Below are 15,195 nucleotides of genomic sequence, written 5' to 3' on the forward strand. Positions count from 1 at the left end.
CGGTGTGCCGACATCTCGCCTGGCTGGGTCCGCCGCGGACGGTGGCCTCGGTCCTCCTCGAACCTGCCCACGGGCTGCTCGAGCAGGCCTACGCACCGGCCGACATGCGCGGCGGCGGGACGATCAACGTCGACGGGTTCGGCGCCGGGTGGTACCCGCCCCTCGCGGCTCCGGGCGGCGACGGCCACGCCGTGATCGACCCGGACGCGCCGCCGCAGGCCGTTCGCGAGGGCTCGCACGGCGACGACCGGGCCGCACCGGTGCGGATCCGCAGCGACCAGCCGATCTGGTCGGACACCTCGTTCGCCGCGGTCGCGTCGAGCACGCTCGCGACCGGAGTGCTCGGGGCTGTCCGATCGGCCAGTCCCGGGATGCCGGTCGTCTCCACCGCGGCGGCGCCGTTCGCCGAGGACCGGTGGCTGTTCAGCCTCAACGGCATGGTCCGGGACTGGCCGGGCTCGCTGGCCGGGCTCGCCGCGACCCTGCCGACGCTGGACCTGATCACCCTCGACGCGCCCACCGACGCCGCGGTGCTCTGGGCGCTGGTCCGCCACCGGCTCCGCGCCGGCCACGACCCCGCCACGATCCTCACCGACACGGTGCTCGCCGCCGAGTCGGCGGCCCCGGGATCGCGGCTGAACCTGCTTCTCACCGACGGCACGACGATCTGGGGAACGGCCTGGCGGCATGCGCTGGCCGTGCACACCGACGAGGTGTCGGTGACGGTCGCGTCCGAGCCGACGGACCCGCTCCCCTCATGGACTCAGGTGCCCGACGGGCACCTGGTGGTGGCCCGTCCGGGTCACCACGACCTGCACCCCCTCGCGGAGCACCATCGCGATCGCGCGACCGCGCGGTGACCTCCCCGGGGTCGGGAGCGACCGACAGGAGCACGATGAACTCCGGACTCATCCGGCTCGACGTCCATCTCACCGAGGCCGACGCCGACGCGGCACTGCGCGCCGACGTCGCCTCCGGGCTCACCGCCCGTCCCAAGGAACTGCCGCCGAAGTGGTTCTACGACGCCCGCGGCTCCGAGCTGTTCGAGAAGATCACCGACCTTCCCGAGTACTACCCGTTCCGCGCCGAGCGGTCGCTGCTGGCCGACTCGGTCGCCGACATCGCCCGCGCCTCCGGCGCGGAGACGGTCGTCGAGCTCGGGTCGGGCTCCTCGACCAAGACCCGCCTGCTGCTCGACGCGTTCCGCGAGGCCGGGACGCTGGGCTGCTACGTCCCGCAGGACGTCAGCGAGTCCGCCCTGCGCGGCGCGATCGACGAGCTGGCCGGCCGCTACCCGGGCCTGGCCCTGCACGGCGTCGTCGGTGACTTCACCAAGGACCTCGACCGCCTGCCCGCCGCCGCCCCCGGTGGCAAGCGCATGATCGCGTTCCTGGGCGGGACGATCGGCAACCTGCTCCCCGACCAGCGGCACGCGTTCCTGACCCACGTGCGGTCGGTGCTGGAGCCGGGGGAGCAGCTGCTCATCGGGACCGGCCTGGTCACCGACCCGGCCGTGATCGTCCCCGCCTACGACGACTCGGCCGGCGTCACCGCCGAGTTCAACCGCAACGTGCTGCACGTGCTCAACCGCGAGCTGGGCGCGAACTTCGACGTCGACGCGTTCACCCACGTCGCGGCGTGGGAGGCGGACAAGGAGTGGCTGGAGATGCGGCTGCGCGCCGAGCGGGACATGGAGGTGCGGGTCGAGGCGCTCGACCTGGACGTCACGTTCACCGCCGGTGAGGAGATGCGCACCGAGATCTCGGGCAAGTTCCGGCCGTCGAACATCGACTCCATGGTCGTCGCGGCCGGGTTCGAGCCGACCCGCCGCTGGACCGACGCCGACGAGCGGTTCGCGCTCAGCCTGGTGACCGCGGCCTGACACGGCGGACGTCCCGGGGCCCTCCGACGAGAACGTCGGGGGGCCTTCGTCGTTCCCGGGAAGTCCTCGGGACCGGATCCGGGGCTGGTGCAGAACGTAATTACGGAATATCGTAATCACATGGTCGCCACCTCCGAGTCGTCGCCATCCGTCCCCGGGCCGCCCGACCCGGTCCGCTCGGGCCCGGTCCGCTTCGCGGTACCGGCCGTCGCCGTGCTGCTCGCGCTGGTCCTCGGCGCCCTGCTCGCGCCGTTCCCGGCGAGCATCGGTGACGAGCGGACCGGTGACCCGGACCTGGCCGCGCGGCTGCGGGCCGCGTCCGAACCCGGGCAGGTCGGCCTGGCGGCGGCGGAGATCGGGCCGGGCGGGACCGTCTCCGCGGCGATCGGCGACGACGGGCACGGCGACCCGCTCCGCGCGGACGCGCCGATGGAGATCGGGTCGATCACCAAGACGTTCACCGGCGCCGTACTCGCCGACCTGGTCCGCCAGGGCGTCGTGCGGCCCGACGACCGGGTCCGTGACCTGGTGCCGGACCGGCCGTGGCGGGACGGCGGCGGGGGAGACGCGACCCTGGCCGAGCTGGCCTCGCACCGCTCCGGCCTGCCCCGCCTCCCGGTCTCCCTCGGCGGCATCGTGCGCAACTACGGGTACACGCTCTTCGGGATCAACCCGTACGACGCGACCCCGGACGACACCTTCGCCGCGGCCGACGAGGCGACCCCGAGCGGACGCGGCGAGGTGCAGTACTCGAACCTCGGGATCTCGCTGCTCGGGCACGCCCTCGCCACGCGGACCGGGACGCCGTACCCGGAGCTGCTCCGGATCCACGTCACCGCGCCGCTGGGCCTGGCTGCGACCGCCGTCCCGGCGCAGGACCCGCCGGCCGGCGCGGCGATCGGCCACGACGAGACCGGACGCCCGGTGCAGGACTGGATCAGCCCCGGCGACGCCCCGGCCGGGTCCGGTGTGTTCTCCACGGCTGCCGACATGGCCGTCTACGCCCGGGCGATGATGGACGGCTGGGCCCCGGGAGCGGACGCGGCGACGCCGCGCTGGGACGCCGGGTCCCTGGGCCGGATCGGCTACGCCTGGTACACGCTCGAGCGGGGCGGCCGGACACTGCTCTGGAAGAACGGCGGCTCGGGCGGGATGAGCTCGTCGATCCTCGTCGACCCCGAGCAGCGACGCGCCGTCGTCGTGCTGGGCAACTCGAACGCCTCGGTCGACGACACGGCGTTCCGGCTGATCGGTGCCCCGGCGCCGTCGGGCCTGTCCTCGCTGCTGGAGCCGGCGGCCCTGATCGCGACCGCCGCCGCGACGATTCTGCCCGTGTTCACCGGGGCCTGGTTCCTCGCCACGGTGCGAGGGGGCTGGGGCCGGCGCGCGTCGGGGACGGTGCGGCGCTCCCGTGTGGTGGGGGCGGCCGGGTCGACGCTGCTCGGGTTCACGGCGGCGTTCGTGCTCGGCGCCGTGTCCTGGCTGTTCGCGCCGTTCTGGCTCGTCGGCTGCGCGCTCGCCGGGGCGGGGGCCGGGATCGCGGTGCTGCGGTGGCGGCAGCTCGACCCGGATCGCGGGGACGGCTCCCGGAGCCGCTGGATCGGAGCCGTCGGCACGGTGGTGGTCGGCCTGGCGCTGGCGGTCGGCGTCAGCGGGGTGTTCGTCTGAGCGCCGCTCGGGGCTGGTCTCGTCCGTCCGCGGCCGGCCTGACCGCCCCGGCCACCGAGCTCGGCACCCGCTCCCACCGCTTCCACGCCGTTCGTCCCCAGAGCGCCTCCGGCACCCGTGCGCGGAGATCGTCGCCAGGGCAGCGATATCCACGCACGACCGGGCGCCACTAGCGTGGAGGCCATGGCCACCGACTGGCGCGACGACGGCGTCCGCGTGATCCCCGGCGACGCCCTGGACACCAACACCCCGCAGACCCCCGGCATGAACCGGGCCGCCGCGGTCACCCACGACCGGGCCGGGGCGCAGAAGCTCTGGGCCGGAACCGTGACGATCCATCCCGGCGCCCGCACCGGCGCGCACCACCACGGCGATCTGGAGAGCGTGATCTACGTGGTCCGCGGGCGGGCCCGGATGAAGTGGGGCCAGAACCTGGAGTTCGTCGCCGAGGCCGGGCCGGGCGGGTTCATCTTCGTCCCGCCGTGGGTGCCGCACCAGGAGATCAACGCACTCGACGACGAGCCGCTGGAGTGCGTCCTGACCCGCAGCGGGCAGGAGCCGGTGGTGGTCAACCTCGACATCGACGGCGTCGCCGACCCGGAGCACGTGCCCTGGGTGGACCCCCTGCACCGGTCCTGATCCGGGCACCGGAACCCGAACCGGACGCCGGCCGGACCGCCGCGCGCGGACGGTCCGGGGGAGTCGTAGCGTCGCGGTCATGATCGAAGGTCTGCGCTACGACGCCGTGCTGTCCGAGACGGTCGCGATCCGGGGCCACGGCGGTGACGAGGTCGAGGCCTACACCGCCCGCCCCCTGACACCGGGCCCGCGGGCGGGGGTCCTCGTCATCCACCACATGCCCGGCTACGACCGGGAGTCCAAGGAGACCGTGCGGCGGTTCGCCGCCGAGGGCTACGACGCGATGTGCGTCAACCTCTACAGCCGCGAGGCGCCCGGCGCCGACCCCGACGACGCCGCGGCCACCGCGCGTGCGCAGGGCGGGGCGCCGGACGAGCGGTTCGTCGGTGACGCAGCCGGTGCCGTCGCGTGGCTGCGCGCGCTGCCCGGGGCGAGCGGGAAGGTCGGCACGATCGGCTTCTGCTCCGGTGGGCGGCAGGCGTTCCTGTCCGGGGTCGAGCTCGACGTGCAGGCCGCCGTCGACTGCTACGGCGCGTTCGTCGTCGGCACGCCGCCGGAGGGGTTCCCGCTACAGGTCGCGCAGCTGGCCGACCGGGTCCCGGAGCTGCGCGCCCCGCTGCTGGGCCTGTTCGGCAACGAGGACGCCTACCCGTCGCCGTCGCACGTCGACGAGCTGGAGAAGCTCCTGCAGGAGGCGGGCAGGACCTACGAGTTCCACCGCTACGACGACGCCGGGCACGCGTTCTTCTCCGTCGACCGCCCGTCCTACCGGGTCGCCGCCGCCCTCGACGGCTGGGAGAAGATCCGCGCCTTCTACCGCCGGCACCTGGGGGCATGAGCATGTGCACCTACAGCACCGAGAAGATCGACGTCGCGGCCGGCAGCGGGAAGGGCCCCGACGGCTGGTTCCCGCTGCGCACCGCGACGGTCTACTACGACCACCCCGTGCATGCGCCGGACGAGCACACCGTCAACATCGACTTCCTGAACCCGGAACGCGGCCCGTCGGCGCGCGTCGCGGTCGAGCTGAGCCTGGACACGGCGAAGGAGCTCCTCGCGGCCCTGCAGACCACCATCGACCGGGCCGCCCACCACTGACACGTGCTCCAGCGACCGGCCCTCTCGGCGGAACCTCTCGGACGAGAGTGCCGGTCGCTGCCGGCCAGACGGGGTCACAGGTACGGCTGGGTGATCATCTCCAGGAAGTGGCCCGCCGGGTCGCGGAAGTAGACGCCCCGTCCACCGTGTCCGGTGTCGTCTCGCCGGGGCGGCTCATCTGCGGGTCCGCCCAGTGCTCGATCCGGCGCTCGCACAGTCGCGCGTAGGCGCGGTCGAACAGCGCGTCGTCGACGAGGAACGCGTAGTGCTGGTTCTGGATCTCCGGGTAGGCCGCGACGGGCAGGTCCGCGAACTGGATCATCACCCCGCCCTCGAGCAGCAGGTTGGTGAACGGACCCCACGACGGGGCGTCCGAGGCTTCCAGGACGTCCCGAAAGAACTGCGCGGAAGCGTGGCGGTCGCGGGCGGCGATGATCGTGTGGTTGAACGTGACGGGCACGGATGGTCCTCCTGAGTCGGCGCGTGCGTGCACCGGTCGGGAGCGCCGCCGGGCCGACGGGAGCAGACCGCAGGACACGTCGGAGCCGGGAAGGATGCGCCGCGGGCCCGTGCGGGAGGTGCTCGGCACGACGTGGACGTCGCAGCCGGCCGGTACAGCAGCTCCTTCCCGGTAGGCCCATGGGGGCGCACCGGAGACGCTAGCAGCGCCGGCCGGGACCGGAGAAGAGCCGATACTCAGACCGCCATGGCGGGCAGCATCAGCGTGCCGAGCAGCAGGACCGGCCCGACGACGACCATCGACATGCCCCAGCGGGTCAGCAGCGACGTCATCCGGGGTCTCTCCTCCGGGTCGGTCGCGGTGGCCACCATCGTCGCGCCGACGGTCGAGAACGGGGACACGTCGACCAGCGACGAGCAGACACCGAGTGCGCAGATCAGGGCCCAGCCGGGCACCCCGCCGGTCTGCACCAGCGGGATCGCGAGCGGCACCAGCGCCGCGAGGATCCCGGTCGTCGACGCGAACGCCGAGATCAGCCCGCACACCGCGCAGAGCACGAACGCGGCCGGCACCGGGAACGCCAGCCCCGCTGCGAGGTCGCCGAGCAGGTCGACCGCACCGGCGGTCTGCAGGACGCCGACGTAGGTGATGATCCCGCCGACGAGCAGCACGGTGGACCAGTCGATCTCGGCCAGCGCGGTCCGGCCCGCGGGCGGGTCGATCAGCGTCAGCGCCGCGCCGAACGCGAACGCCAGCACGCCGATGTCCGGCTCGGAGCCCATCAACGCCAGCACGACGACGGCGACCACGAGGCCCAGCATCGCCAGCACGGTGATCCGGTGCTCGCGCTCGAACGGCTCCGGAACGGGCGGGGCCGAACGATCCGGGGAGGACCCGGTCGCGTCGGACGCCCGGCCACCGGTGTCGTCTCCCGGATCGCGTGTCGCCGTCGGGTCGGTGCCGGACGGCCCGGCCGAGGTCCGGGCGCCGCCCCTGTCGCCGCCCCTGTCGCCGCCCGTGTCGTCGGTCGTGGTCGCCGCCGCGCCCAGCTGGTCCCCCTGTTCCCGCGGTGCGGGCGCGGACCCGGCCCCGTCCCGACCGTCGAGACCCGGGCTGCCGGCGGCCACCACCCGCCCGTTTCCGCGACGTGCCCGCCGGGCGCCCGCACCCGGGCCGAACAGCAGGTAGGCCAGGCCGAGCAGCAGCACGTTGGCGACGACCGCCGTCCCGAACAGCACGAGCGGATTCAGCGCGATCCCGGCCGAGGCCGCCGTGCCGTAGGTGACGATGCCGAACAGGCTGGTCGGGGCGAAGCCGCCGGCGCTGAGCCCGCACGCCATGGCCAGGCCCATCAGCATCGGGTCGATCCCGCGGCGGCCGGCCACGGACATCCCGATCGGTGCCATCACCAGCCCGCCCAGCGGCGATCCCATCGCCGACACGACTCCGGTCAGGGCGAAGAACACCAGCGGCAGCGCCGTCACGTTGTCCCCGACCCGGGCCAGCGCGAGGTCGACGAGACGAGCGATGGTGCCGTTGGACTTGGCGATCCCGAAGAAGTACGTCACCCCGACCAACAGGATCAGGATGTCGACCGGGAACCCGCCGAGGATGTCGTCCAGCGGCAGACCGGTGACCAGCAGCCCGACCCCGCAGGCGGCCGCGAACATCACGATCCCGATGTGCGACCTGCGCACCTCGGCGATCAGGAACACCCCGGCGAAGATCACCAGAGCCACGATCTGGACCACCATGTCCGCACCCCCCGGTCGGCTCGGACGCTAGGTCGCCGTTCACCGGAGGGTCAAGGACGGACCCGGCATTCCCGGCACACGACGACGCCCCGCCGGGACGTGTGGTCCCGGGCGGGGCGCCGTGGTCATCGGGGTCGTGAGTGGATATCGCCGCCCTGGCAGCGACATCCACTCACGGGCGGCGTCAGCCGCACGGAGAGGTCAGCCGCGGAGCATGCCGCGCAGGACGTACTGCAGGATGCCGCCGTTGCGGTAGTAGTCCGCCTCGCCGGGGGTGTCGATCCGGACGTCGGCCTCGAACTCGACCTTGTCGCCGGACTCCTTCGTCGCCGTGACGTGCACGGTCTTCGGGGTGGAGCCGTCGTTGAGCGCCGTGATGCCGGAGATGTCGAACGTCTCCGTGCCGTCGAGGCCCAGCGACGACGCCGACTCGCCCTGCGGGAACTGCAGCGGGACGACGCCCATGCCGATCAGGTTCGACCGGTGGATGCGCTCGAAGGACTCGACGATCACCGCGCGCACACCGAGCAGGGCCGTTCCCTTGGCCGCCCAGTCGCGCGAGCTGCCGGAGCCGTACTCCTTGCCGCCCAGCACGACCAGCGGGGTGTCCTGCGCGGCGTAGTTCTGCGCGGCGTCGTAGATGAACGCCTGCGGCCCACCGTCCTGGGTGAAGTCGCGGGTGTAGCCGCCCGAGACGTCGTCGAGGAGCTGGTTGCGCAGCCGGATGTTCGCGAACGTGCCGCGGATCATCACCTCGTGGTTGCCGCGCCGGGAGCCGAACGAGTTGTAGTCGGCCTTGTCGATGCCGTTCTCGTCGAGGTACTGCGCGGCCGGGGTGCCCGGCTTGATCGCACCGGCGGGGGAGATGTGGTCGGTGGTGACCGAGTCCCCGAGCAGGGCGAGCACGCGGGCGCCGGAGACGTCGGTGACCGGCTCGGGGTCGGTCGCCATGCCCTCGAAGTACGGGGGCTTGCGCACGTAGGTCGACTGCGGGTCCCACTCGAAGGTCTGGCCCTCGGGCGTGGGCAGCGACGTCCACCGCTCGTCACCGGCGAAGACGTCGGCGTAGTCCTTCGTGAACATCTGCTGGCTGATCGAGTCGTCGATGGTGCGCTGGATGTCCTCGGCGGCCGGCCAGATGTCACGCAGGAACACGTCGTTCCCCGAGGTGTCCTGGCCCAGCGGCTGGGTCTCGAAGTCGAAGTCCATCGTCCCGGCCAGCGCGTAGGCGATGACCAGGGGCGGGGACGCCAGGTAGTTCATCTTGACGTCCGGGTTGATCCGGCCCTCGAAGTTCCGGTTGCCCGACAGCACGGAGACGACGGCGAGGTCGGCCTCGTTGACCGCGGCCGAGACCTCCTCGGGCAGCGGGCCCGAGTTGCCGATGCAGGTGGTGCAGCCGTAGCCGACCAGGTGGTAGCCCAGCTTCTCCAGGTACGGCCAGAGACCGGCCTTCTCGTAGTAGTCGGTGACGACCTGCGAGCCCGGCGCCATCGACGTCTTGACCCACGGCTTGACGGCCAGGCCCTTGTCGACGGCGTTCTTGGCCAGCAGCGCCGCGCCGAGCATCACCGACGGGTTCGACGTGTTGGTGCAGCTCGTGATGGACGCGATCACCACCGCGCCGTGGTCGATCTCGAACTCGGCGCCGTTGTAGGTGACCTTCGTCGGCTTGCTGGTGCGGCCGTGCGCGCCGGTCGCGGCGGAGATCGGGGCCCGCGGGGCGCCGCCACCGTTGCCGCCGGTGTGCGCGGGGGCGTCGCTGGCCGGGAAGCTCTCCTCCTCGGCCTCGTCGACGGCGGAGCTGCTGCCCTGCGCGTAGTTGCCCAGCGAGGAGCGGAACGCCTCCTTGGACTGGGTCAGCGCGATCCGGTCCTGCGGGCGCTTCGGGCCGGCGATCGACGGGACGACCGTCGACAGGTCCAGCTCGAGGGTGTCGGAGAAGACCGGCTCGCTCGACGGGTCGTGCCAGAGGCCCTGCTCCTTGGCGTACGCCTCGACCAGCGCGATCTGCTCCTTCGAACGCCCGGTGAGCGTGAGGTAGCGGATCGTCTCGTCGTCGATCGGGAAGATCGCGGCGGTGGAGCCGAACTCGGGGCTCATGTTGCCGATCGTGGCCCGGTTGGCCAGCGGCACGGCGCCGACGCCCTCGCCGTAGAACTCGACGAACTTCCCGACGACGCCCTTCTGGCGCAGCATCTCGGTGATCGTCAGGACGACGTCGGTGGCGGTCGCGCCGGCCGGGATCTCACCGGTCAGCTTGAAGCCGAGGACCTGCGGGATGAGCATGGAGACGGGCTGGCCGAGCATCGCGGCCTCGGCCTCGATGCCGCCGACGCCCCAGCCCAGCACACCCAGTCCGTTGACCATCGTGGTGTGCGAGTCGGTGCCGACCAGGGTGTCCGGGTAGGCCTGCCCGTTGCGGGACATGACGGTGCGGGCCAGGTGCTCGATGTTGACCTGGTGCACGATGCCGGTGCCCGGGGGGACGACCTTGAACTCGTCGAACGCGCCCTGGCCCCAGCGCAGGAACTGGTAGCGCTCCTTGTTGCGGCCGTACTCGAAGTCGACGTTGCGCTCGAACGCGTCCGGGGTGCCGAACACGTCGATGATCACCGAGTGGTCGATGACCAGCTCGGCGGGTGCCAGCGGGTTGACCTTCGCCGGGTCCCCGCCCATCTCGGTGACGGCCTCGCGCATGGTGGCGAGGTCGACGACGCAGGGCACGCCGGTGAAGTCCTGCATGATCACCCGTGCCGGGGTGAACTGGATCTCGGTGTCCGGGTCGGCCTTCGGGTCCCAGCTCGCGATCGCGCGGATGTGGTCGGCGGTCACGTTCGCGCCGTCCTCGGTCCGCAGGAGGTTCTCCAGCAGGACCTTCAGGCTGTAGGGGAGACGCTGCGACCCCTCGACGGCGGAGAGACGGAAGATCTCGTACCCGGTGCCGTCGACGTCGAGCTGTCCTTGGGCGCCGAAGCTGTCGGTGCTGGCCACTGGCTGTCCTCCCGCGTGGTGGGCGCGTACTGGTTCGGGTCTTGGTGAGGTCGTTCGCGAGTCTCGCGCACCGCGCCGTGTGCGGCAGCACGACCCCTCGACACCAAATAGTACGCGCGTCCTATATGACGGCGCGACCGGATGTGACACAGCCCGGCACCCGGGCGGCATCGCTCGTGTGGCGGAAGTTGTCCGGGTGTTCCGTGTGTCGCGCTGTGACGCCAGGGACGGGAGTGAGAGTCTGCGCCCGGTCACGGACAGTGGCGGGCATCGGTGTGGCCAGCGGAAGGGAACGGCGTGACGCGTACGGCTCGGCGATCGTTCGGCACGCCCGCGACGTGTGGCGTGCTGGGTCTGCTGACCGCCGTGCTCGTCGCCACCCCGGGCGTCGACCCCGGCCCCGCCGCCGGCCGCGCCGCGGGCTCTCCCGCCGTCGAGCGTTCCACCGCGCCGGGGACCGTCGCCGTGTCGTCGTCGTTGCTCCCCGAGCAGCCTCCGCCGCCCGTCCCTCCGCCCAACCCGGACGACGAGCAGCTCGAGCGGTCCCGCGGTGACGTCGCCGCCCGCGCCGCCGAGGTGGGACGGCTGACCGCGCGCCTGTCCGAGCTCGCCGCCGAGGCCGACGAGCTGCAGATCCAGGTGGCGTCCCAGCGCGAGTCGGCCAACGCCGCGCGCGACACCTCCGACGCCGCCGGCGCCGCGGCCGCCGAGGCGGCGGACAAGGCCACCGAGGCGCGCCGCAGGACAGAGGAGGCGGGCGCCGCGATCGACGACGCCCGCACCCGTCTCGACGAGTTCGTCGCCGGCATCTACGGCCACGGACTGGACCTGGGCCCGCTCGGACTGCTCAGCCGCGCGACCGACCCGCAGGACCTGATGGACCGTGCGCGGCTGACCGACGCGCTGAGCCAGGACCAGGCCGACGCCCTCGACGCGCTCGAACGCGCCCGGGTCGCCCAGGCCAACGCCGACTCCCTCGCCCGCGCGGCGCAGGAGGAGGCCGACCGTCGCAAGCAGGCCGCGGACGAGGCCCGCAGCGCCGCCGACCAGGCCCTCGTCGAGGCACAGGCGGCAGCCGACGAGCAGTCGCAGCGCCTCGACGCCGTCAACGGTGAGACGGCGTCGGTGCAGCAGCAGCTCGACGCCGCCCAGAACTCCGACGCGACGCTGCGCGGCCAGCGGCAGCGCTTCGAGCAGTGGCAGGCCGCCCAGGCCGCCGCCGAGCGGGCCCGGGAACGGGCCGAGCAGGCCGCGGCCGAGGCCCGCAACCGGGCGCGCGCCCGGCAGGAGGAGTCCTCCTCGGACTCGGCGGCCGCCCCCGCGCCCCCGCCGCGGCGGGGCGGCTCGGACGCGATCGAGACCGTGATCGACCGGGCGATGGCCCAGATCGGTATCCGCTACTCCTGGGGCGGCGGCAACTCCCGCGGCCCGACCAAGGGCATCCGCGACGGCGGCGCCGGCGACGCGCACCGCGACTACGCCAACGAGGGCTTCGACTGCTCCGGGCTGATGCTCTACGCCTTCGCCGGGATCGGCATCGACCTGCCCCGCTACAGCGGCAACCAGCACAAGGCCGGCGAGCAGGTCCCGGCCGACCAGATGCGCCGCGGCGACATGCTGGCCTGGGCCGAGAACGGCCGGACCTACCACATCGCGCTCTACCTGGGCGACGGCAAGATGCTCGAGGCGCCGTACTCCGGCTCCGAGGTCAAGGTCTCCCCGGTGCGCTACAAGAACCTGATGGACACCGTCACCCGCATGGTCTGAGGTCTCTCACGACCGCAGGTGGGCCAGGACGGCGAGGACGCGGCGGTGCCCGTCGGCGTCGGCGGGCAGGTCGAGCTTGGTGAAGATGCTGCGGATGTGCTTCTGCACGGCGGCGTCGCCGACGAACAGGGCCTGCGCGAGCATCGCGTTGGAGTGGCCCTCCGCCATCAGGGCGAGCACCTCGCGCTCTCGGGCGCTGAGACGTTCCAGCGGGTCGCGACGGCGACGGATCAGCTGGCGGACGACCTCGGGGTCGACGACGGTACCGCCCGCGGCGACCCGCTCCAGCGCGCCGACGAACGCGGTGACGTCGCCGACCCGGTCCTTGAGCAGGTAGCCGACGGCCTCGCCGTCGCCGGAGTCGAGCAGCTGGGAGGCGTAGGACTGCTCGACGTACTGGCTCAGCACCAGGACCGGCAGCCCGGGATGGGTGCGGCGGACCTCCAGCGCGGCGCGCAGCCCGTCGTCGGCGTGACGCGGGGGCATCCGGACGTCGGTGAGCAACAGGTCGGGCCGGTCGCGGGCGACGGCCCCGGCGATCGCGCCCGCATCGACGACGGCGGTGACGACGGTGTGCCCGAACCGCTCCAGCAGCCCGATCAGGCCCTCCCGCATCAGCGCGGAGTCCTCGGCGAGAGTCACTCGAAGCGACACGGGATCTCCGCCCGGAGCAGGGTCGGCCCGCCGGGCGGGCTGGACAGCCGCAGGCGCCCGTCGGCGGCGGTGAGGCGTTCGGCGAGCCCGGCCAGGCCGGTCCCGCCGGGCTCCCGGCCGCCGGGCTCCCCGCTGCCGGGCGCTCTGCTGTCGAGTGCTCTGCCGCCTGGTGTCGCGCCACCGACGCCGTTGTCGCTGATCTCGAGCAGCAGCGTGTCCGCTTGGTGACGGCCGTGCAGGCGGGCGGCGGTGGCGCCGCTGTGCCGTGCGACGTTCGTCATCGCCTCGGTGGCCACGAAGTACGCGGTCACCTCGACGTGCGGTGGCAGCCGTCGCGGGAGGCTGACGTCGACGGTGGTCGGGACGGGGGAGCGGCCGGCGCTGTCCTCCAGCGCGGCGACGAGCCCGTTGTCTTTGAGGACCTGCGGGTTCAGGCCCCGGACGAGGTCGCGCAGCTCGGCCAGGGCGGCGGTCAGCTCGGTGCGCGCGTCGTCGAGACGGTGCGCCACCGGTGACCCGTCGTCCGCGTCGAGGCGGGCCAGCCCGAGGGCCATGCTCACCGAGACCAGGCGCTGCTGGGCTCCGTCGTGCAGGTCGCGCTCGATCCGCGCGCGCTCGGCCTCGAACGCGTCCACCAGCCGTCGCCGGGACGCGGCGACGTCGGTCAGCTCCGCCCCGAGCTCGGCGTCGCGGGGGCCGAGGACGGTCCGGGCCAGCGTCGCCCGCGCACCGGCCCAGGCGGTGACCGTGTAGGGCGCGGCGAGCAGCAGCACGACGCCGACGATCACCGCGGGCCAGGCGCGCGGGTCGTCGACCGGGGACAGGAACATCGACACGGGCAGCACGAACGCGATACCGAGGACGACGGCGTCGAGGCAGCTCAGCACGAGCGTCAACAACGCGTAGCCCGCCTCCCGCCGGGTCGCCCGCTCGCGCAGGCGGGTCGAGAGCAGGGCGCGGACGCCGCGCTCGAACGGCGCGCGGTGGGGGTCGGGGACCGGGTCGAGGTCGACCAGCCGCAGCCGCCACCGCTCCAGCCGCGCCACCGCCGGGCCGCACAGTGCCCACACCGTCAGGAGCAGCAGCCCGGCCGGGACCATCAGGGGGACGACGATCCCGCTGACCCCGATGACCGCCGCGGCGACGACGACACCGCCGACGATCACACCCGACAGCAGGTAGCCCAGCGCACGCCACGGCCAGGCCGTGGCGAGGAACCGCAACGGCCGCTGGTCCATGGCCTGCCAGGCCGTCGCGACACGCATCCCGACGACCGTAGGAGATCGGCGGCGCGGCGCGCAGTAGCGCAGGCACTACCGCGGCCGTACCGCCCGGGTGACTGCCCGCCGGCCGCCCGCCGCGGTCGGATCGGGTCATGGTGTGGAGACGACGAACAGCGCCCCTTCCCCCCGTGTCCCCGGAGCCCTGCACACCTCCGGCGCCCTGCATGCCTCCGGACGCGGCCGTGTCCCCGGGCGCGGTCGCGACGCAGGACCCGCCACCTCTTCCGGATCGCGCGGTATCGAGGACGGCCGGTGCGGGCGGGCCGTGGGCGGTCGAGCTCCGCGGGCTGCGCAAGGTCCACGGCGGCGGTGACCGGGCCGTCACGGCACTGGACGGCGTGTCGATCGGGTTCGGCCACGGCACGTTCACCGCGGTCATGGGGCCGTCCGGTTCCGGCAAGTCCACGCTGCTGCAGTGCGCCGCCGGGCTGGACGCGCCGACCGGCGGCCACGTCCTGCTCGGCGGGACCGACGTCGGGGCCCTGTCGGAGACGGCGCGCACGGTCCTGCGCCGCGACCGCGTCGGGTTCGTGTTCCAGGAGCTCAACCTCGTCACCTCGCTCACCGCCGCGCAGAACGTGGAGCTGCCGGCGCGGCTGGGCCGCCGCCGGGTGCCGGCCGCCGACGTCGACGCCGCGCTCGCGCAGGTCGGGCTCGCCGACCGGGCCCGGCACCGGCCGTCGGAGATGTCCGGGGGCCAGCAGCAGCGGGTCGCGATCGCGCGGGCTCTGCTCGGGAGGCCCGAGGTGCTCTTCGCCGACGAGCCGACGGGGGCGCTCGACACCCGCACCTCGCACGAGGTGCTGGCGCTGCTCCGCCGGCTGGTCGATCGGTGGGGGCAGACGACGCTGATGGTGACCCACGACCCGGTCGCCGCCGCGTACGCGGACGAGGTGGTGGTCCTGGCCGACGGCCGCGTCGCCGACCGGATCCGCAACGAGCCCGGCCACAGCGACACCCCGGCCCGGATCGCGGCCGCCGTGGCCCGGTCGGAGA

The 15,195-nt window shown here is 73.4% G+C and carries 12 protein-coding genes and 1 pseudogene; 8 read left to right on the forward strand and 5 right to left on the reverse strand.

All coding sequences use genetic code 11. The features are described from left to right. Window positions 1-2: 2 nt before the first annotated feature. The 6 genes from EV383_RS15640 to EV383_RS15665 all read left to right on the forward strand — a co-directional run bounded on the left by EV383_RS15640 (window position 3) and on the right by EV383_RS15665 (window position 5,287). Window positions 3-860, forward strand: a complete 858-nt coding sequence (locus EV383_RS15640; RefSeq protein WP_130290594.1) for a class II glutamine amidotransferase domain-containing protein — start codon at window positions 3-5, stop codon at window positions 858-860. 35 nt (window positions 861-895) lie between these two features. Beyond that, entirely contained in the window at window positions 896-1,882 is a 987-nt protein-coding gene (egtD, locus tag EV383_RS15645; RefSeq protein WP_130290595.1) for an L-histidine N(alpha)-methyltransferase, read from the forward strand. Window positions 1,883-2,002: 120 nt separating this feature from the next. Next, window positions 2,003-3,550 (forward strand): serine hydrolase domain-containing protein, encoded by a 1,548-nt coding sequence (locus EV383_RS15650; RefSeq protein WP_130290596.1) that lies wholly within the window; start codon window positions 2,003-2,005, stop codon window positions 3,548-3,550. 183 nt (window positions 3,551-3,733) lie between these two features. Next, on the forward strand, window positions 3,734-4,189 hold the full coding sequence (locus EV383_RS15655; protein ID WP_130290597.1) for a cupin domain-containing protein: 456 nt from the start codon (window positions 3,734-3,736) through the stop codon (window positions 4,187-4,189). A 79-nt stretch (window positions 4,190-4,268) separates the two neighbouring features. Further along, window positions 4,269-5,027, forward strand: coding sequence for a dienelactone hydrolase family protein (locus EV383_RS15660; RefSeq protein WP_165438363.1), 759 nt, complete (start codon window positions 4,269-4,271; stop codon window positions 5,025-5,027). After that, window positions 5,024-5,287 (forward strand): DUF6295 family protein, encoded by a 264-nt coding sequence (locus EV383_RS15665; protein WP_423213648.1) that lies wholly within the window; start codon window positions 5,024-5,026, stop codon window positions 5,285-5,287. Before EV383_RS15660 ends, EV383_RS15665 begins: the two co-directional genes overlap by 4 nt. Before the next feature lie 94 nt (window positions 5,288-5,381). Here the strand turns inward: EV383_RS15665 and EV383_RS15670 are convergent, their stop codons facing one another. From EV383_RS15670 to EV383_RS15680, 3 genes are all read right to left on the reverse strand, one after another. Then, window positions 5,382-5,747: a VOC family protein gene (locus tag EV383_RS15670; RefSeq protein WP_341273732.1), complete on the reverse strand. Its 366-nt coding sequence runs from the start codon at window positions 5,745-5,747 to the stop codon at window positions 5,382-5,384. 236 nt (window positions 5,748-5,983) lie between these two features. Next, on the reverse strand, window positions 5,984-7,501 hold the full coding sequence (locus EV383_RS32200; protein WP_130290598.1) for an SLC13 family permease: 1,518 nt from the start codon (window positions 7,499-7,501) through the stop codon (window positions 5,984-5,986). 201 nt (window positions 7,502-7,702) lie between these two features. Beyond that, on the reverse strand, window positions 7,703-10,495 hold the full coding sequence (locus EV383_RS15680; RefSeq protein ID WP_207223541.1) for an aconitate hydratase: 2,793 nt from the start codon (window positions 10,493-10,495) through the stop codon (window positions 7,703-7,705). A 345-nt stretch (window positions 10,496-10,840) separates the two neighbouring features. Between EV383_RS15680 and EV383_RS15690 the strand changes: the two genes are divergently transcribed. Continuing rightward, window positions 10,841-12,262, forward strand: a complete 1,422-nt coding sequence (locus tag EV383_RS15690) for an NlpC/P60 family protein (protein WP_165438364.1) — start codon at window positions 10,841-10,843, stop codon at window positions 12,260-12,262. Window positions 12,263-12,268: 6 nt separating this feature from the next. On the opposite strand, the gene EV383_RS32205 is transcribed toward EV383_RS15690, so the two are convergent. Further along, complete coding sequence (locus EV383_RS32205; protein WP_278044874.1) at window positions 12,269-12,877, reverse strand: response regulator; 609 nt, start codon at window positions 12,875-12,877, stop codon at window positions 12,269-12,271. A gap of 23 nt (window positions 12,878-12,900) precedes the next feature. Continuing rightward, window positions 12,901-14,181, reverse strand: a complete 1,281-nt coding sequence (locus EV383_RS32210) for a sensor histidine kinase (protein WP_242623123.1) — start codon at window positions 14,179-14,181, stop codon at window positions 12,901-12,903. Window positions 14,182-14,363: 182 nt separating this feature from the next. Between EV383_RS32210 and EV383_RS32215 the strand changes: the two are divergent. Beyond that, window positions 14,364-15,173, forward strand: a pseudogene (locus tag EV383_RS32215) (ABC transporter ATP-binding protein); the annotation flags it as partial. Between the last annotated feature and the right edge of the window lie 22 nt (window positions 15,174-15,195).

The sequence above is a fragment of the Pseudonocardia sediminis genome (assembly GCF_004217185.1).
Taxonomy (GTDB): domain Bacteria; phylum Actinomycetota; class Actinomycetes; order Mycobacteriales; family Pseudonocardiaceae; genus Pseudonocardia; species Pseudonocardia sediminis.